Source organism: Pseudomonas sp. 3HC3, assembly GCF_044904505.1.
GTDB lineage: Bacteria > Pseudomonadota > Gammaproteobacteria > Pseudomonadales > Pseudomonadaceae > Aquipseudomonas > Aquipseudomonas putida_Y.
The window spans coordinates 653166-671841 of the sequence record NZ_JADDRH010000001.1 but is presented as its reverse complement, the minus strand read 5'-3'; the positions used below and the strand labels follow the sequence as shown (position 1 = coordinate 671841).

Here is an 18676-nt window from a genome sequence, read left to right as displayed (position 1 = left end):
TGTCAGGGCAGGGTCAGGCATTAGCATGGCTATCAGTGTTTTCGACCTTTTCAAAATTGGCATCGGGCCTTCCAGCTCCCACACCGTCGGCCCGATGCGGGCGGCGGCTACCTTTGCCCAGGCCCTGCGTGAGCAGGGGCTGCTGGCGCGGGTAACGCGCGTGGAAGTGCGGTTGTATGGCTCGCTGTCGGCGACCGGGGTTGGCCATGCCACCGACCGCGCGTGCCTGCTAGGCTTGATGGGCCAGTGGCCGGACCGTATCGACCCGGCCACCATCGAGTCGCGCATTGGCCAGGTGCTGCAGGAAGACTGCCTGATGCTCGACGGTAGCCATCCGCTGGCCTTCGACTATGGCCGTGACATGCTGCTGCTCGACGAGAGCCTGCCTTATCACCCCAATGCCATGAGCCTGGAAGCCATGGACGGGCAGCACAGCCTGTTGAGCCAGACCTATTTTTCGGTGGGCGGCGGCTTCATCGTCGAACAAGCCGAGATCGATGCGCCGGCAAGCGAAACGAATGCCGTGATGCTGCCTTATGAGTTTGACAGTGGTGCTCAGTTGCTGGATTTGTGCAAAGCCCACAACCTGAGCGTGGCACAACTGATGATGGCCAATGAATGCGCCTGGCGCCCGGAGGTCGAGGTGCGTGAGGGCTTGCTGCGCATCTGGGCTGCGATGCGTGAGTGCGTGGCGAACGGCCTGCGCAACGAGGGCATCCTGCCGGGCGGCTTGCACGTCAAGCGCCGCGCTGCGCGGTTGCACCGCAGCCTGCAGGAGTTGGGCAAGCCCAACGTGATCGGCTCAACCCTCAGCGCCATGGAGTGGGTGAACCTGTTCGCCTTGGCGGTCAATGAGGAGAACGCCGCGGGCGGGCGCATGGTTACCGCGCCCACCAACGGTGCCGCTGGCATTATCCCGGCTGTGCTGCATTACTACATGAAGTTCAACCCGACCGTTTGTGATGCCGATGTCGTCGATTTCCTGCTGGCGGCTGCGGCGGTCGGTATTTTGTGCAAGAAAAATGCGTCGATCTCGGGGGCAGAGGTAGGCTGCCAGGGCGAGGTGGGTTCGGCCTGCTCGATGGCTGCCGCCGGCTTGGCCCAGGTGCTGGGGGCGACGCCGCCGCAGCTGGAAAACGCGGCCGAGATTGCCCTGGAGCACAACCTCGGGCTCACTTGCGACCCCGTGGGTGGCCTGGTGCAGGTGCCCTGTATCGAGCGCAATGCAATCGCTGCAGTAAAAGCGATCAATGCCGTGCAGATGGCGCTGCGGGGGGATGGCGAGCACTTCATCTCGCTCGATCGGGTGATCCGCACCATGCGTGATACCGGGGCGGACATGCATGCCAATTACAAGGAAACCTCGCGCGGCGGTTTGGCGGTCGCTTTCGTCGAGTGCTGACTTTTAACGCGGTCAACTGGAGCGGCCTTGTGTCTCGATGGGCCGCTCCTGAATCAGGTTGCGTTGACCTGTTTGGGCAGAACTGAATCAGCGGCCTTTCTGCTTGGCTGCCAGGAAGCTCGCACGCATGTCCTTGGCCCAGCCATCGAGCACTGGCTTGACGTCATTCAAGGTCAGCTTCTGCGTGTCGTTTTCCAGTTCCTGGCCCGCCCCCTTGCGGACCACCTGGGCCAGCACCTTCTGGCTGGCACCGTCCAGGAACGCTGCCTCCACACCGACATCCACGTCCTGGTCACGGCCACCCATGGCGGTATTCACACCTGCCGCAATAAGCGCGATAGGGATCACTTCGTAAGGCTTGAGGCCTTCGTTACTGGTCGACACTGCCGTGATCGCCGGGCGTATCACGATCACGCCCGGGCCAGGCCCCTTGGCCAAAGGCATCACGCTGCCCATTTCCCGGCGCAGGGCCTCGTTGAAGTAGCGGGTGATTTCCTGCAGCGTCTGCTGCGAGATAACCGCTGTGGGCTGCGGCTTGGGGTAGAACTGGCTTGGCTCGACGAACACCTGGCTGTACTGGTTGATATTGACCTTGGGATCGATCCAGCGCATCACCGGGTCACCCGAAGGGCTCTTGGCTTCTTGCAGCCGGCTGTAGTCTTTGAGGAAGCCGGAGTAATCCTTGGGGTCCACGCGGTTGCTGGAGCAGGCGGCCACGGCAAGCAGCGCGGCGCACAACAGGGTAATGCGAGGCAATGATTTCATGATGAAAAGGCATCCATGAGAGGTCGGCCTCAACAACGCTAGCAGGTGCGAGGCAGTTGGCCAGTGGACGGGGCAATCCTCTTTGAAAAGTACAGAATGCGTGACCGGGACGCGCTCGCCCTGAGTGGCGCTGCAAACGTTGTTGCCCACTCAACCCAGGGCCTCACGCAAGCGGTACCACAACATGCCCAGTGCCAGCAGGGGTGAGCGCAGGGCCTTGCCGCCGGGGAAGGTCAGGTGCGGCACGGCACTGAACACATCCAGGCCCTGGCTATGGCCGAGGGCGATGCTTTCGGCCAGCAGTTTCGCCGTCCAGTGCGTCACGTTCAGCCCGTGCCCGGAATAGCCTTGGGCGTAATACACGTTGGGGTGCTGGCCAAGGCGCCCGACCTGGGGGAACCGGTTGGCGGTGATGCCGATCATGCCACCCCACTGGTAGTCGATGCGCACGTTGGCCAGTTGCGGGAACACCTTCAATACCTTCGGCCGCATGTACGCGCCGATGTCTTTAGGGTCGCGCCCGGAATAGTGGCAGGCGCCACCGAACAGCAGGCGGCGGTCTGCAGTGAGACGGTAGTAGTCCAGGCCGACCTTCTGGTCGCACAGCGCCATGTTCTGCGGGATCAGGCTGCTGGCCAGCGCTTCGGGCAAGGGTTCGGTGGCCACCACATAGCTGCCGGCCGGGAGCACCTTGCCACTCAGGCGCGGTTCCAGTTCATCGAGGTGAGCGTTGCAGCCCAGCACCAGGCTGTTTGCGCGCACCTTGCCGCGCGCCGTGTGCAGCGTCAACCTGGGCCCGTGCTCAATGCGCAGGACCGGGCTCTGCTCAAAAATGCGCACGCCCAGGTTGTGGGCCGCGCGGGCTTCGCCCTGGACCAGATCCAGCGGGTGCAGGTGGCCCGAGCCCATGTCTACCAGGCCGCCAGCGTACTGGTCGCTGGCGACGATCTCGTTCAACTGCCCGGCGCCGACCAGGCGTGTTTCATGGCGATAGCCCAGGGCGGCCAGGTCGTCCTGTTCATCCTTGAAGGCGGCGAACTGCGCCTCGGTGTTGGCCAGTTCGCAGAAGCCCCAGCGCAGATCGCAGGCAATGCCGTAGCGGGCGATACGGTCGGCCACCAGTTCCACTGAATCGATGCCGGCCTGTTTCAGGTAGCGCACACCGTCCTGGCCGACATGCCGGGCAAAGCCGCTGACATCATGGCCGATGCCGCGAATCAGCTGGCCGCCATTGCGCCCACTGGCGCCCCAGCCGATACGACGGGCTTCCAGCAGCACCACAGAGAGGCCGCGCTCGGCCAGCTCCAGGGCGGTATTGACCCCGGTCAGCCCGCCGCCGATCACGCATACGTCGGCCGTCAGTTCACTGTCCAGGCTGGGGTAGGTTGCCGCGTCGCGCGCTGTGGCGGCGTAGTACGAGGCGGTGTGTTGGGTATTGAAAGACATGAGCGTTCTCGACTCAGCGGTTGGACTTGATCTTGCTCCAGGAGCGGGTCATGACGCGCATGATTTTCGGGCTCGGGGTGCTGGAGATGTACAGCTTGTCCAGCACCTCCTGGGGTGGATAGATCTCGGGATTGTTCACCAGCGATGCATCCATGTAGGCCTTGGCGTCCGGGTTGGCATTGGCATAGCCGACCGTGGCGCTGACCTTGGCGATCACTTTGGGGTCGAGCAGATAGTTGATGAACGCCAGGGCCTGCTCGGGGTTGTTGGCGTCCTTGGGGATGGCCAGCAGGTCGAACCACAGGTTGCTGCCTTCCTTGGGAATGCTGTAGGCGACCTTCACGCCGTTCTTCGCTTCTACGGCGCGGTTGGCGGCCTGGAACACGTCGCCGGAGTAGCCGAACGCTACGCAGACATTACCGTTCGCCAGGTCCGAGACGTACTTGGAGGAGTGGAAGTAGGTGATGTAGGGGCGCAGTTCGAGCAGGCGGGCCTCGGCCTTGGCGTAATCGCCCGGTTTTTCGCTGCGCGGATCCAGGCCCAGGTAGTTGAGCACGGCCGGGAACAGTTCGTCGGGCGAGTCCATGAATGCCACGCCGCACTGCTTGAGCTTTTTCAGGTTCTCGGGCTCGAACAGCACCGCCCACGAGTCGATATGGTCCACACCCAGTGCCGCCTTGACCTTGTCGACGTTGTAGCCGATGCCATTGGTGCCCCACAGGTAAGGCACGGCGTACTGGTTGCCGGGGTCGTTCTGTTCAAGTTGCTTGAGCAGTTTGGGGTCCAGGTGCTGCCAGTTCGGCAACTTGCTGCGGTCCAACGGCAGGAAGGCCCCGGCCTGGGCCTGGCGGGCGAGGAAGTGGTTGGACGGTACCACCACGTCATAACCTGTGCGCCCGGCCAACAGCTTGCCTTCGAGGGTTTCGTTGGAGTCGAACACGTCATAGACCACCTTGATTCCGCTGCTGGCCTGGAAATCGGCCAGAGTGGTGTCACCGATGTAGTCGGTCCAGTTGTACACACTGACCGTGGGTGCGGCCTGGGTGGTGGTGGCGAACAGCAGGGTGAATGCAGCGGGGATCAGGGCTTGCAGATGACGCATGGGAACACCTCGTTGGTCTTGTTCTTCGAGTTCGGAGCAGGCTTGCCTGTGCGGGGGTGCAAAGCACCCCCGCAGTGGATCAGACACTCAGCATCAGGAATTCACGCTCCCACGAGCTGATGACGCGCTTGTAGTTCTCGTGTTCGGCGCGCTTGACCGCCACGTAGCCCTGGACGAATTGCTTGCCCAGGTACTGCTGCACGGTTTCGCAGTCTTCCATGTGCTGCAGCGCATCTTCGATGGTGATCGGCAGGCGCAGGTTGCGTCGTTCATAGGCACGGCCCTGCACTGCTGCGCTAGGGTCGATCTGCTCGACCATGCCCAGGTAGCCGCACAACAGGCTGGCAGCGATGGCCAGGTACGGGTTGGCATCGGCGCCCGGCAGGCGGTTTTCCACCCGCATCGCTTCGGGGCTGGACGTGGGCACGCGCAGGCCGGCGGTGCGGTTTTCTACACCCCATTCGACGTTGACCGGAGCCGAGGTATCCGGCAGGAAGCGGCGGAACGAGTTGACGTTGGGCGCGAACATTGGCAGCAGCTTGGGGATGTACTTCTGCAAGCCACCGATGTGATGCAGGAACAGCGGGCTCATGCTGCCGTCTTCGTTGGCGAAGATCGGTTTGCCAGTGGCGATGTCGACCACGCTCTGGTGCAGGTGCATGGCACTGCCGGGTTCGTCGGTGATCGGCTTGGCCATGAACGTGGCGGCCACGTTGTGCTTGAGCGCTGCCTCGCGCATGGTGCGCTTGAACACGGTGATCTGGTCGGCAAGGTCCAGCGCGTCGCCGTGGCGGAAGTTGATCTCCATCTGCGCCGGGCCGTCTTCGTGGATCAGCGTATCCAGGTCCAGGCCCTGGATCTCGCACCAGTCGTAGACGTCTTCGAACAGTGGGTCGAATTCGTTGGCGGCATCGATCGAGAACGATTGACGGCCACTTTCAGCACGGCCGGAACGCCCCAGTGGCACCTGTAGTGGCAAGTCCGGGTCTTCGCAGCGCTTGGTCAGGTAGAACTCCATCTCGGGCGCGACGATCGGCTGCCAGCCCTTGTCGGCGTACAGCTTGAGCACCTTCTTCAGCACGTTGCGTGGCGAAAGCTCGATGGGGTTGCCTTGCTTGTCGAAAGTGTCGTGGATCACGATCGCGGTTGGCTCGATCGCCCACGGGATCTGGTAAACGGCGGAGGGGTCGGGGCGGCAGACCATGTCGATGTCGGCAGCGTCGAGCAGGTTGTAATAGATGTCATCGTCGACGTAGTCGCCGGTGACCGTCTGCAGCAGCACGCTTTCTGGCAGGCGCATGCCTCGCTCATGTAGGAACTTGGCGGTGGGCGCAATCTTGCCGCGGGCGATGCCGGTCAAGTCGCTGATCACGCATTCGACTTCGGTGATCCGGTGTTCTTTCAGCCAGGTGGACAGCTGATCGAAGGGGGCGTTCATACAGACCTCTTGGTTGGGTTTTAGTGGGGGAGCGTGGGCGCTTGCGAAAACCGTTCAACAGTTGCGAAGGCGTTACGCTTCCCAGGTGACGCGCTGGAGACTATCTTGGGCGCAGCCCCCGGGGCGATCTATCCACTTTCTTCAGTATCGAATGCACCAAAAGAGTGCATACAGGATGATGTGTGACAACCGCCAATGCGTTGAAGGTCCAGGCTTTTCATACCACTGACGTCACCGAGCAAGTGCGCGCCACCCCTGGCTGGCAGCAGCAGTACCGGCAGATGTCACCCGGGTACTTCAGCGGTGAGCTGCGTTGTCTGGGGCTGGATGGCGTGGAGGTGTACGAAGAGCGCCTGAACACCCGGGTGGAGCAGTTTTTTCGCGCGCCAAGCGGCGCGTTGGCGTTTTGCTTCGACCGCAGCGAGAACAGCCTGTACCTGCTGAACGAACAAAGCCGCAATATCTGGATCACGCCGGAGAACTACCACGAGGTGGCGGTCGTGTTCGACCAGGCCTTCCTGGCCCGCCATGGGCTGGACCCGCAGCGCCTGGAGGGGTTGTTCATGGTGCCATTGGGTAGCGGCCAGAATGCCTTGTTCGGCAGTTGGCTGAGCGCCACCCTGACGCGCCTGGCCGAGGCCGGCAGCCCGCTGCAGGGGCCGGCCCTGGCAGAGCAACTGCTGGAGGACTGCCTGTTCATACTCGACAACGCGTGCCAGCGCTTGCAGGGGGTGGCCCTGGGGCGACGTGACGAGGAGCGGGCGATCATGCACCGGGTCAGCGAATGGGCGGCCGACTGCCCGGAAGAAACGCTGAACCTGGTGGAGCTGGCGGAGGTTGCCGGGGTTTCACTGCGTCAGTTGCAGCAGGCGTTCAAAGCATTCACCGGCATGCCGCCTGCGCACTGGTTGCGGCTGCGCCGGTTGAACGGCGCGCGGCGCGATCTTTTGCGGGGAGGTGGAGTGACCGTCGCCGAGGTGGCGATGCGTTGGTCGTTCTGGCATTTGGGAAGGTTTTCAGAGAGTTACCGCCAGTTGTTCAAGGAGTTTCCGAGCGAGACGTTGAGGCGGGGCAGGGGTTGAGGGGGCACGCCAAAACTGAACCCAGCATCTCGTGCCGAAAGTTGCTATCGTGCCGCCCTGATTTCACCCGAGGTGCTGATGTTCTACCTGCCTTTGCCCAGCGACCAGGCTGACCGCCTCGCCAGCGCGGCTGTAACCGAATTCTTCACCACTGCCAGTGTGCTCGATGCCGCCGCCGTGCTGTTCGTGCAAAACCTGCCACGCCAACCTGCCACCGCCTCGGCCGACGCGCAGGAGCGTCGTTTCGCCGAAATCGTGCGCATCGCCAACCAAGTCGAAGGTGTTGCCCCCGGGCGCTTCCAGGGCCAGGTAGCGCAGCACTTCGATCGCGAAGCGTTCGCCATGGGCCTGGGCATGCTGGGCGAAAATGGCATTGCACTGCTGTCGGCCGAAGTGGAGTACCAGGCGGACGAGTTGCTGGATGACGAAGGCCAGTGGAACTTCCAGTTCGCCGACCGCTACCGCCAACGGGCCACGCCGCTGCACCCTGTGTACCTGCCATCGCTGGCCAGCGACTTGATGCTCAGCGACCAGCAAAACCGCCTGCTGCGTGAATTCCTCAGTGGCGTCGACGAGTCTGTGGCTGTGCAAGGTTTCGCCGGCACCGGCAAGACCTTCCTGATTCACCAGTTCGCCCGGCTGCTGGAGCCGCAGCGCACATTGCTGCTGGCCTTGACCGAAGGGCAGTTGCGCGCACTGCAGGCGCGGGTCAAGGACGCTGCCGCCTATACCGCGCTGACCTTCGGCCAACTGGCTGACGAACTGCTCAACCGCGACCTCACCAGCAACGGCTGGCGACTGCGCGATCCGTATCGCACCAAGCTGTCCTGGCGCCCCCAGGAAGCGCAAGTGGTGCGCTGGTTGGCCATCCCTGATATCGGCCCGCTCGCAGCGCGTGACGTGGTTGCCTTGTGCATCCGCGCCGTGCGCACGTTCTGCCACAGTGCCGATACCCAGCTTCAACTGCACCACTTGCCCTGGGCCGGGCCTGGCACCTCGCCGCTGGATCAGGAGGTGCTGCTGGAAAAGGCGCGCCTGTACTGGCAAGAGCTGATTCGCCCGTCGGCGCGGGACATTCAGCTGCCGGTGCGTGACTACCACCGGGTCAAGCTGCTGTCGCTGACCGAACATGTGATCGACAGCCGTTACACCCATGTCATCGTCGACGAGGCCCACGAGTTGTCGGCACCGATGCTGGCGGTACTCGATCGCAGTCCACAGTCGATCATTACCCTGGGTGACGAACTGCAAAACCTCAACGGCCTCAGCCCGCACCATGGCAGCTTCATCCGCCAACGCTGCATTGACCACTCACTGCGCGCCGGGCCGGCAATGGACAATGTGCTCAACCCGCTGATCCAGGCGCACCCGGCCACGATCCAGGCAGCCTTCAGTGGCAATGCCGAGCACTACACCCGGGTCAGCTTCTTCGACACGGTGATGGTGCCGGAACAGCCCACGGCGCTTATCGTCGATGATGAATGGGGCCTGTTTGGCTGGTTCCAGCGCCTGACGCATCAGGGGGTGCCGTTCTTGTTGCTGAAAAGCGCTCGCAAGGACTTTGAACTGTTCGTCGAGGACTGCATCGAGCTGTACCGCTACGGCACGCGGCCGCGCCACCCGATGCTGTTCCGCTATGCCAGCTGGCAGGCGCTGGAGCAGGACAAGGGCGATGACAAAGCGTTTGTCGCCGTGGCCAACATGCTGCGCAAGGGCTACACGCCGGAGCACTTTGCCAAGGCCAAGAGCCGTTACCGCTGGGACAAGGCGCCGAAATTGTTCCTGGGGCGTGTACGGGATGTGAAGAACATGGAGTTTGCCCGGGTGATGGTGTCGCCGGAGCTGATGGTGGCGCCACAGGTGGCGGGTAACCGCAATGAACGGGCGCGTATGCTGGCGGGGTTGTATACCGCCTGTTCGCGGGCAAGGCATGAACTGATCGTGCCGGGGGGGATGCTGGACTGGGTCAAGGACCAGGTTCGGGATTGACGCAGATGGGGCTGCAAAGCAGCCCCAGGGTCATGAATCAGTTACGGTCCAGCCACACCGTCTGGGCATTGGTGAACTCGCGCACCCCAAAGTGCGACAGCTCACGGCCGAAACCGCTCTTCTTCACGCCACCAAACGCCACGCGGGGGTCGGAAGCGCAGTAGCCGTTGATGAACACGCCACCGGTATCCAGTGCAGCGGTCATGCGTTCGGCCAGCGCATAGTCGGCTGTGTAGATGGTCGAGGCCAGGCCAAACTCGCTGTCGTTGGCCAGTTCCACGGCATGGTCGGCATCGCGTGCCGTGATGATCGCCGCTACCGGGCCGAACAGCTCCTGCTTGAACGCGGTCATGTCCGGGGTGACATTGGCGAACACGGTCGGTGCGTAGAAGTTGGCCACGCCTTCGACTTTGTTGCCGCCCAGCAGCAACGTGGCGCCTTCGGCCAACGTCGCCTGAACCTGGCCGTCCAACTCGTCGCGCAGGTCGTAGCGGGCCATCGGGCCGATATAGGTGTCGTCCTCCAGCGGGTTGCCGATTTTCAGCTGGCGAGTGGCCTCAACGAACTTGTGGGTGAACGCGTCGACGATGCTGGCTTCCACGATCAGGCGCTTGGCGGCGGCGCACACCTGGCCGGTATTCTGGTAGCGGCCTATCACCGCGGCCTGGACGGCGGCATCCAGGTCGGCATCGGCCAGCACGATGAAGGGATCGGAGCCACCCAGCTCCAACACGCACTTCTTCAGCGCGGCGCCGGCCTGTGCACCAATCGCCATGCCGGCACGCACGCTGCCGGTCAGGGTCACGGCGGCGATGCGCGGATCGTTGATGGCGCGGGTGACGCCATCCGGGGTCACGTTCAGCACTTCGAACACGCCTTCCGGCAGGCCGGCATCCTTGAACAGCTCAGCCATCAGGTAGGCGCTGCCCATCACGTTCGGTGCATGCTTGAGCACGTAGGTGTTACCCGCCAGAATCGCCGGCACGGCGCCGCGCAGCACCTGCCAGACCGGGAAGTTCCAAGGCATCACGGCCAGGATCGGGCCTAGCGGGCGGTATTCGATACGGGCTTTTTCGACCTGGGTCGGCTCGGCGGCAAGCATGGCCGGGCCGTGCTCGGCGTACCAGCGGCACAGGCCCACACACTTGCTGACTTCACCGCGAGCCTGGGCGATCGGCTTGCCAATTTCGCGGCTGATCATGTGCGCGAAAGCTTCAGCCTTGGCTTCGAGGGTGCCGGCCAGGGCCAGCAGGTACTCGCTGCGCTGACCCAGCGACACCTGGCGCCACTGGCGGTAGCCAACCTTGGCACGTTGCAGCGCCGCTTCCAGTGCGGCGTCGGTGTCGAACGGGTAGGCGCCGATCTGCTCGCCGCTGTACGGGTCGAGGGAGATGGCGTGGGTCAGGCTGCTGATCGCGCTCATGGCGGGACACTCTCGTTGTTGTTAATCAGTGAGGCCAGACTAGTGGGCTATGGCTTTAATGAAAACTGAATAATAATGAGCGAAACATTCACGTTTGGAGAATGGCTGTGGACCTGGTGCAACTGGAGATCTTCAAGGCTGTGGCAGAGCAGGGCAGCATCAGCGCCGCCGCGCAGCACATCCATCGGGTGCCGTCGAACCTGACCACGCGCATCAAGCAACTGGAGGAGGACTTGGGGGTAGAGCTGTTCATTCGCGAGAAGAGCCGCCTGCGCCTGTCGCCTGCGGGTTGGAACTTCCTCGAATATACCCGGCGCATCCTCGACCTGGTCCATGAGGCGCGGCTGACCGTGGCGGGTGAAGACCCGCAGGGCACCTTTGCCCTCGGATCACTGGAGAGCACGGCGGCGGTGCGCATCCCCGCGTTGCTGGCGGCCTATAACCAGCGCTACCCCAAGGTTGACCTTGACCTGTCCACCGGGCCCTCCGGGACCATGCTCGAAGGCGTGCTGTCTGGTCGCCTGGTGGCTGCGTTCGTCGACGGCCCGGTGCTGCACCCGACGCTGGAGGGCATACCGGTGTTCGAGGAAGAGATGATGGTCATTGCGCCGCTCAACCATACACCGGTAACCCGCGCCCAGGACGTGAACGGTGAAAGCATCTACGCCTTCCGCGCCAACTGTTCATACCGCCATCACTTCGAAAACTGGTTCGTAAAAGACCAGGCGGTACCGGGCAAGATCCACGAAATGGAGTCGTACCACGGCATGTTGGCATGCGTCAGCGCTGGCGCCGGCCTGGCCATGCTGCCGCGCAGCATGCTCGACAATATGCCCGGGTGCAGCACCGTCAGCGCCTGGCCAATGTCGGAGGACTTCCGTTACCTGAAAACCTGGCTGGTATGGCGACGGGGTACGGTCTCGCGCAGTTTGAGCATGTTCGTGAAATTGCTTGAAGAAGGTCGCGCAAGCTGATGTTTTCGCTCGATAACCTGATTATCTGAAGTGAATTTCATCTACATGACCAGGCATCAGCACGAACACCCCTTCGCTGGGAGGATCAAATAACAGGTAAGCCATCCTCGAAAAGGAGGGTCGTACCATGCGTAACCATCACTATGCGCTCGGCGCTGCCTTGCTGATTAGCCTGGCCCTGCCATGGACCCTGGCCGCCGCTGCCGACCTCAATGCCCCCATCGACATGCAGGCCGTGCAGTTGCAACCGCAAGAGCAGAATGGCGTGCGCTACCTGCAGGGCGGTATCGGCCAGGACGAGGCCAATGCCCTGCGCAAGACCGCGGGTTATGACCTGCACGTAGAGCTTTCGACCGGTCCGGAAGGCAAGTTCCAGAGCGGGGCTTCGGTCGATATCCAGAATGCCCAGGGCCAGCCCGTACTCAGCGTCAGCGATGCCGGGCCACTGCTGTATGTGCAGCTGCCGCCCGGCAAATACAAGGTCATTGGCAATGCCCAAGGTCAGTCGGTGCAGCAGTGGGCGGCCGTGACGGGCAAGGCCCCCACGACCGTTAACCTTAATTGGCGTTGATGAAGGGGTGGGCAGGAGTACGGATGTACTCCTGCCTGAGGTAGAGTCACGCCTCGTGAATTCCTGTGCCCGGCAAGGCACATCGTTACCAAGTGTTTTAGTCAATAGTGGCAATACACTTCCAACTTTCTGATTATCTGGACAATAATCAGAGAAGTATTACTTCGTATGACCGGTCTGGATGCACCGGTCAGCGCAAAACATCGAGGGGCCCAAGCCCCCGCTTGCCGTGTAGACCATCAGGAGAGTCGTTGATGAAAACCCGTCTAGCCGCTTCGCTGGCCGTTGCAGTGCTGGCCTTTGCCGGGGCCGATCTGGTTCAGGCTGCGCAGATATCAGGCGCCGTGGGCGCCACTGGCCAAGGTGACATGACCTACCGTATCGGCATGTCGTTCGACTGGGACAAGACATGGCTGGAAAGCAGCGCCGGCCATGTGAGCGGTTACTGGGATGCGGCCTATACCTATTGGGAAGGTGGCGATGCCAGTGGTGCGCATTCGCTGTCGTTCAGCCCGGTGTTCACGTATGAGTTCAGCGGCTTTACCTACACGCCTTACATCGAGGCAGGTATTGGCCTGGCAGCGTTTTCAAAGACCGACGTGGGGGACCAGCGCCTGGGGTCGTCGGTCAACTTCGAAGACCGCATCGGCTTTGGCCTGAAGTTGCCGGGAGAACAGAAGGTAGGCATCCGTGCCATGCACTACTCCAACGCCGGGATAAAGCAGCCAAACGACGGCATCGAGTCGTACTCGCTGTTCTACAGCACAGCGTTCTGACATTACGGGGCCGCGGCGCGGCCCCGGCAATTCAGAAGGTATACGAAACGCCGGCCTGCACCGTGCGCGGTGCGCCGGGGTATACGTAGCTGTTGAACGCCCCCTCGTCATACCCATTGTTGAACACATTCTTCACGTCCAGGTTCAACCGCACGTGTTCGTTGACCTTGTAGAAGCTCAACAGGTCGACCACGCTGTAGCGTTCCATCGTGTAAGTGGCTGCCGATGTCTGCCCCGCACGGTCGTCGACATACTTCACGCCTACGCCCAGTCCAAGGCCTTTGGCCAGGCCATCCTGGAACTCGTAGGTGTTCAGCAGGCTGAAGGTGTTGCGCGGGATATTGGCCAGGCGCGTTCCCTTGGGCAGGGTAGTGTCCTTGGTGACTTCGGCGTCCACGTAGGCATAGCCACCGATCACGCGCCATTCGGGGGTGAGGTTGCCGGCGATGTTGATGTCCAGGCCACGGCTGCGCACCTCGCCGGCCGCGATCTTGTAAGTACCAGTAAGGTCGCTCGGGTCGTTGGCCAGTACGTTTTCCTTGACGATGTGGTAGATCGCCGCGTCGACACTCAACTGGCGGTCGAGTGACTCCCATTTCACACCCAGCTCGTAGGACTTGCCTTTCTCTGGGTCGAAACCGCCGCCACTGGCCGGCGTGCCCGTATTGGGCTTGAACGAACGTGCGGTATTGGCGTAGGCCGCCAGGGTATCGGTCAGGTCGTAGATCAAGCCAAGGCGGGGTGTAACGCCGTTTTCGCCCTTGCTGAAATCGCCGGCATTGTTCAGCTTGTTGTCATAGTCATGTTCGAAACGCTCGAAGCGCACACCCGCCAGCGCCTTCAATCGCTCGGTCAGCGCTACCTGGTCCTGAATGAAGAACGCCCACGTCTGCAGGTTTTCCTTGTCCCAGGTGGTGGTGCGGTCCAGTGCCGGGCGCGGCTGGCCCAGTACCGGGTTGTAGATGTCGATCGGGTAGGCTGCCGAGGAACGCTGGATGATCGAGTTGTAGTCGTAGTTCTCGTATTCGACACCGGTCAGCAAAGTGTGGCTGAGCGTACCGGTATCGAAATGCCCGGTCAGGTTCAATTGCCAGTCACGGTCGGTCCATTCCAGCTTGCGGTAGTTGAAGTTCCGCTGCAGGGTGCGGCCGTCTGGCAGTAAATTGCTCCCCTCGACTGCATTACCCTTGAGCGAACCATCAAGGAACTGGAACCCACCTGCCAAAGTCCAGTCGTCATTGAGCAGGTGCTCGAAACGCAGCTGCGCCATGTTGTTGTCGTTATGCAGCAGGTTGTCGCTGCCTTTTTCCCAGATATAGGTATCGCGCGAGGCGCTGCCGGTCTGGGTGGGGTAGCGGGTCAGGCCGCGATCGAGGGGGTGGTTGTTGCGCATGAAATCGCCTTCGAAGGTGATCTTCGTGGCGTCATTGACCTGCCAGCTGATGACCGGGGCGACATCGTAGCGTTCGCTTTCGACATCGTCGCGGAAGCTGTCGCCACCTTCACCCAGTATGTTCAGGCGGTAGGCCAGCGAGCCGTCCTGGCTCAGCGGCCCGGTGGCATCGAGGGTGGCACGGTGCATGCCCTGGTCGTCGAACTGGCTGCCAAGGGTGACCTTGGACTCGGGCAACGGCTGCTTGCTGACCACGTTGAACGTACCGCCAGGGTCGCCACGGCCGTACAGGCTGCTGGCCGGGCCACGGATGACCTCCAGGCGCTCGACGGTGTTGGCATCCGGGGCATTGGGGTAGCCGCGGTTGATCGGAAAGCCGTTGCGGTAGAACTCACCGGTCGTGAAGCCACGCACGGTGAAGGTTGTCAGGCCCTGGCCGCCGAAGTTGTTGGCGCGGCCGACACCACCGGCGTAGTCCAGGCCGTCCTGCAGGCGCGTGGCGCCCGTGTCTACCAGCACATCCTTGGGCACCACGCTGACCGATTGCGGGGTTTCGTGCAGCGCCGTGTCGGTGCGGGTGGCACTGGCCGAGCGGCTGGCCTTGTAACCTTCGACCGGGCCGTCGGCGCGTTCGCTGTCGGCAGTACTGGTGATGCTCAGGGCCTGGAGTTCGATCTGGGCAGGGTCGCTGAGCGGTTCAGGCTCGGCAAAGGCCAGCGGGGAGACAGCATGAAGCACACAAAGCGAAACGAACGTGCGGCGCATCGACGGTACGATCCTTGAATAGGGCGCTGAGGGGCTAGGTCGGTAAATGCCGCGAACATACTACGAATCATTATCAAATGCATTCATTTTTAGTGGCACTGGTGTACCAGAAACCAACGCAGATAAAGCGTCAGTGACAACAGTGCCGGCAGGAACTGCGGAGGGGCCGACAGGTTATAAGCTGCTCCGTGGCTGGAAGTGCCTCTTCACAGTACAAGGTTATTCCTGCCTGGCCCCGGGGCAGGCTGCTGAAGCTCAGCGAACCGCCTTGATCGCCAACACATTGCACAGCGGGTGTTCCAGCACATGCGCTGTTGTCCCGCCCAGGAATGTCTGCATGGCGTCATGCCGATGGCTGCCCATGACTATCACGTCCACCCGGTTGTGGCCGACGAACTGGGCAATTGCCCTGGTCGCAGCCCCTTCGAGGAAGTGCCGGCGCTCCAGCGGAATCTGGTGATGGTCGCCCAGGCGGTTGAACGCCGCCCGCTGCGCGGTACGCACGCTGCCATCGAAGCCGGGCATGGTGACCGCACCGGCACCGAAGTCGGCGATGTGGGTCTTGGCCGCGTCGCATACATGCAGCAGGTGCAGTTCGGCGTTGCACTGCAGGGCCAGGTCATGGGCGCAGTGAATTACCTGCTCGTCCAGGTGCTCGCCAGCGCCGTGGCTGTTCAGGTCCACCGCGGCAGCGATCTGCCGTGGCAGGGGCAGGCGAATGTCACTGATCAGGTGTACGGCGACCGGGCTGTCCTTGAGCAACTGCCAGTCCAGCGGCGTGACCAGCAGGCGTTTGAGAACGGGCTCGTGCTGCACGTCCTTGACCAGCAGATCGCAGCCCAGCCGTTCGACCCGTTCCAGTACGCTGCCCAGCGGGTCGCGGGTCAACAACAGCTCGGTGGACACGTCCACGCCGGCATCGCTCAGCTGTTCGGCCTCATCCGCCAGCCATTGGCGGTTGTCGCTGAGCAGCCGCTCACGCTCACGACCATCGCTCATCAAGCCAAAGGTGTCGACGTCGTCGACGAACACATTGATATCCAGCAGGGCACCGCTGGATTCCGCCAACGCCGCAGCGCGTTGCAGCGCAGGCGTATGACGCATTTGCGGGCCCAGCATGACGAACAGACGTTTGAACTGGCTCATCGCACACCTCCACGTGTGGCAGCCCCCCAGTGATTTGGTCATGTTCAGTCTAGTCTGCCGCAGCGTACACCGGGGCGATGTGTCGGGTATGATGCGTGCCCCATCATTGTCACGAGGCCCGTCCCATGTCCCTGAGTGCTGAACAGATCGTTGAGTATCGCGCCTTTGCCGAGCAATTGGCCGATGCTGCCGCTGCAGCGATCGCGCCGTACTTCCGCGCCAGCCTGGATGTCGAGGACAAGGGCGGGCGTCTGTACGACCCGGTGACCGTGGCCGACAAGGCCGCCGAAGACGCCATGCGTGAGTTGATCCAGGCACGTTACCCCGAGCACGGCATTCTTGGCGAAGAGGCCGGCGTTGCAGTGGGCAGCAGCCCGTTGACCTGGGTGCTGGACCCGATCGATGGCACCCGCGCCTTCATTACCGGCTTGCCGCTGTGGGGCACCTTGATTGCCCTGAATGACGGCACCCGCCCCGTGCTGGGCGTGATGAACCAACCGTTCACCGGCGAACGTTTCGTGGGTACCCCGGCAGGCGCCTGGCGCAGTGGCACGCCCCTGAAGACACGTGCCTGCGCCGACCTGTCTGCCGCCACGCTGATGTGCACCACGCCGGACATGTTCGACACCGCCGAGCGCAAGGCGGCATTCGAAGCGGTCGCCGGCAAGGCGCGGCTGATGCGTTATGGCGGTGATTGCTATGCCTACTGCATGCTGGCCTCGGGCTTTGTCGACGTGATTGTCGAAGCGAGCCTTCAGCCGTATGACGTACAGGCGCTGATGCCGATCATCGAAGGGGCGGGTGGCGTGATTACGGCGTGGGATGGCAGTTCGGCGCAGAATGGCGGGTGCGTGGTGGCTTGCGGTGACCCGGTGCTGCATGCGCAGGTGCTGGACATGCTGCGCCAGGCACAATGAAATCGCTGGAATGACCGCGGCATGTGACGAGCCCTGCGTTCATGCAATGGCTTGTCACTGGCTTTAACGGGGCTCAGATCAAGAGTTGCATGGCGCAATAACCGCTGTTGTCATTGCGCATTGCAACGAATCGGAGGCCGTTGGGCCCTAACTGCGCATCGGATATTCTCGTCACCTCATCGGGCACCAGATAGCGCCCTCCCGACCCGAAACTTACATCCGGTTTCCCGTCGTGGGTAATTCTGTAAATGATGCCTCTATGCGAAATCGAGTCGCCGTCAAGTATATATAGGTTTCCCGCAATGTAGATGGCACCGGTTGGACCGATGATGACCGTTCCTGCATGAAACGCCCTGATCTTCGCGTCTATGTCAAGGTCGATACTAAGGGTGCCGGTTCCGTTGAACGCAGTATCCGGCTCGCCTGTGTGCTTGTCGCAGACCTTGACCAACAGCTTCACGGAATCGTTCGATAGAATGCTGCCCAGCGCGACGACGATTATGTGCTCATCTGCGCCAAGCTGAATGTTGTGGCTACCAAAATTCAGGTACCCGATTTTGTTGAAATCGAGATCCAGTTGCCCATTACTTTTGTACCTGGCGACAAAGCTCTCGGTCTCCTCCATGCCTGTCAGGGCAAACCCGCCGTCCTCGAAGAAATGGGCGTCCGTAGGTACGAATGGGCCATCACTACCGATAAAATCTTTAATCTGCCACTGGCTCTTGTCTTCATTCGGGCCGAGACCGGCCACTGGCTCACCGGTCTGAGCATCATGCAAGGCAAGCCAGAGCTTCTGACTGTTCGGTTGCAAAAAGTGCGAAGAAGCGTACAAGGTTTTGATCGTCTTGCCGACTAATACGCTACGGGAGGCTGCTCCCGAGACGGCGGCCTCCTTGACTTCTGCCTGTTGCAGTTGGTCTGAATTGCTTGTTTTTTTCGAAGCATCTGCTTCTGAACGTTGGTATTCAGAGATAGCGCTGGATGCAGCTGGCGTGGACGACTCGTCCTCGGGTTGGACCCGTATCATGCCCTTCGTGCCGAAGCCTTCAAGGGGGAGGTAATTGCTTTGAAAGTGGCCAACGACGGCGTGATATAACCAGTCGTTATTTTTAAATGTGGCACATTTAGAGTGGGTGATGAACCTCAAACTTCCGTCGATTTTTGCAATCGTGATGAAACGGATTTCTCTTTCATCTCTCAGCTCAGGGTCTAAAGGGGAATCTTCGATTTCGACGAAGACTGGTTCGGGTTTGCCCTGTGCATCCAGTGATGTCCAATAGCTATAGATCTTGTTATCAACGACGGTTCCGGCGATCCATATCATTCGGCCCGCTGCGTCAATTTTCCAGGAATAGGAAGTTGGGATGGTTTGGGCATTCTCAGGTTTAGGTAGATCGGCATAGCCCTGGTCGCCAAACTTCAGATCCAACGTGCCCGCTTTATTATCAAGCTCGCTCATGATGTTTCCTCCGAGAAATGCAGAGTAT

15 protein-coding genes are annotated in these 18676 nt (G+C 61.6%); 7 read left to right on the top strand and 8 right to left on the bottom strand.

Features of this window, described 5'->3' with window-relative positions:
* The first annotated feature begins 25 nt into the window (after nucleotides 1-25).
* A complete protein-coding gene (locus INQ47_RS03260) occupies nucleotides 26-1402 on the top strand; it encodes an L-serine ammonia-lyase (RefSeq protein WP_404701084.1) in 1377 nt (458 codons plus the stop codon).
* 87 nt (nucleotides 1403-1489) lie between these two features.
* Here the strand turns inward: INQ47_RS03260 and INQ47_RS03255 are convergent, their stop codons facing one another.
* The 4 genes from INQ47_RS03255 to INQ47_RS03240 form a co-directional block, all read right to left on the bottom strand.
* On the bottom strand, nucleotides 1490-2167 hold the full coding sequence (locus INQ47_RS03255) for a DUF3313 domain-containing protein (RefSeq protein WP_252461305.1): 678 nt from the start codon (nucleotides 2165-2167) through the stop codon (nucleotides 1490-1492).
* A gap of 150 nt (nucleotides 2168-2317) precedes the next feature.
* Nucleotides 2318-3613: an NAD(P)/FAD-dependent oxidoreductase gene (locus INQ47_RS03250; RefSeq protein WP_404701083.1), complete on the bottom strand. Its 1296-nt coding sequence runs from the start codon at nucleotides 3611-3613 to the stop codon at nucleotides 2318-2320.
* Between the two features lie 13 nt (nucleotides 3614-3626).
* Complete coding sequence (locus INQ47_RS03245; protein ID WP_028697446.1) at nucleotides 3627-4715, bottom strand: polyamine ABC transporter substrate-binding protein; 1089 nt, start codon at nucleotides 4713-4715, stop codon at nucleotides 3627-3629.
* A gap of 79 nt (nucleotides 4716-4794) precedes the next feature.
* Nucleotides 4795-6153: a glutamine synthetase family protein gene (locus INQ47_RS03240; RefSeq protein WP_103444373.1), complete on the bottom strand. Its 1359-nt coding sequence runs from the start codon at nucleotides 6151-6153 to the stop codon at nucleotides 4795-4797.
* Nucleotides 6154-6335: 182 nt separating this feature from the next.
* Between INQ47_RS03240 and INQ47_RS03235 the strand changes: the two genes are divergently transcribed.
* Nucleotides 6336-7235 (top strand): helix-turn-helix domain-containing protein, encoded by a 900-nt coding sequence (locus tag INQ47_RS03235; RefSeq protein WP_252461308.1) that lies wholly within the window; start codon nucleotides 6336-6338, stop codon nucleotides 7233-7235.
* A gap of 78 nt (nucleotides 7236-7313) precedes the next feature.
* Complete coding sequence (locus tag INQ47_RS03230; protein WP_252461309.1) at nucleotides 7314-9224, top strand: AAA family ATPase; 1911 nt, start codon at nucleotides 7314-7316, stop codon at nucleotides 9222-9224.
* A gap of 37 nt (nucleotides 9225-9261) precedes the next feature.
* On the opposite strand, the gene INQ47_RS03225 is transcribed toward INQ47_RS03230, so the two are convergent.
* Nucleotides 9262-10647 carry an aldehyde dehydrogenase family protein gene (locus tag INQ47_RS03225; RefSeq protein WP_404701082.1) on the bottom strand — a complete coding sequence of 462 codons (1386 nt, stop codon included), beginning with the start codon at nucleotides 10645-10647 and terminating at the stop codon, nucleotides 9262-9264.
* 107 nt (nucleotides 10648-10754) lie between these two features.
* Between INQ47_RS03225 and INQ47_RS03220 the strand changes: the two genes are divergently transcribed.
* The 3 genes from INQ47_RS03220 (at nucleotide 10755) to INQ47_RS03210 (ending at nucleotide 12968) form a co-directional block, all read left to right on the top strand.
* The gene (locus tag INQ47_RS03220; protein WP_028697444.1) at nucleotides 10755-11621 is read left to right on the top strand and encodes a putrescine utilization regulator PtrR; all 867 of its coding nucleotides are present in this window, start codon (nucleotides 10755-10757) and stop codon (nucleotides 11619-11621) included.
* Between the two features lie 127 nt (nucleotides 11622-11748).
* Nucleotides 11749-12192 carry a carboxypeptidase regulatory-like domain-containing protein gene (locus INQ47_RS03215; protein WP_404701081.1) on the top strand — a complete coding sequence of 148 codons (444 nt, stop codon included), beginning with the start codon at nucleotides 11749-11751 and terminating at the stop codon, nucleotides 12190-12192.
* Nucleotides 12193-12446: 254 nt separating this feature from the next.
* Nucleotides 12447-12968, top strand: a complete 522-nt coding sequence (locus tag INQ47_RS03210; protein WP_252461311.1) for an acyloxyacyl hydrolase — start codon at nucleotides 12447-12449, stop codon at nucleotides 12966-12968.
* 31 nt (nucleotides 12969-12999) lie between these two features.
* Here the strand turns inward: INQ47_RS03210 and INQ47_RS03205 are convergent, their stop codons facing one another.
* Nucleotides 13000-15126, bottom strand: a complete 2127-nt coding sequence (locus INQ47_RS03205) for a TonB-dependent siderophore receptor (protein ID WP_404701080.1) — start codon at nucleotides 15124-15126, stop codon at nucleotides 13000-13002.
* Nucleotides 15127-15381: 255 nt separating this feature from the next.
* A complete protein-coding gene (locus INQ47_RS03200; RefSeq protein WP_404701079.1) occupies nucleotides 15382-16272 on the bottom strand; it encodes a universal stress protein in 891 nt (296 codons plus the stop codon).
* Between the two features lie 125 nt (nucleotides 16273-16397).
* On the opposite strand from INQ47_RS03200, the gene hisN reads away from it, so the two are divergent.
* Nucleotides 16398-17189, top strand: coding sequence for a histidinol-phosphatase (gene hisN, locus INQ47_RS03195; protein ID WP_404701078.1), 792 nt, complete (start codon nucleotides 16398-16400; stop codon nucleotides 17187-17189).
* A gap of 73 nt (nucleotides 17190-17262) precedes the next feature.
* On the opposite strand, the gene INQ47_RS03190 is transcribed toward hisN, so the two are convergent.
* Nucleotides 17263-18648, bottom strand: coding sequence for a hypothetical protein (locus tag INQ47_RS03190; RefSeq protein WP_404701077.1), 1386 nt, complete (start codon nucleotides 18646-18648; stop codon nucleotides 17263-17265).
* Between the last annotated feature and the right edge of the window lie 28 nt (nucleotides 18649-18676).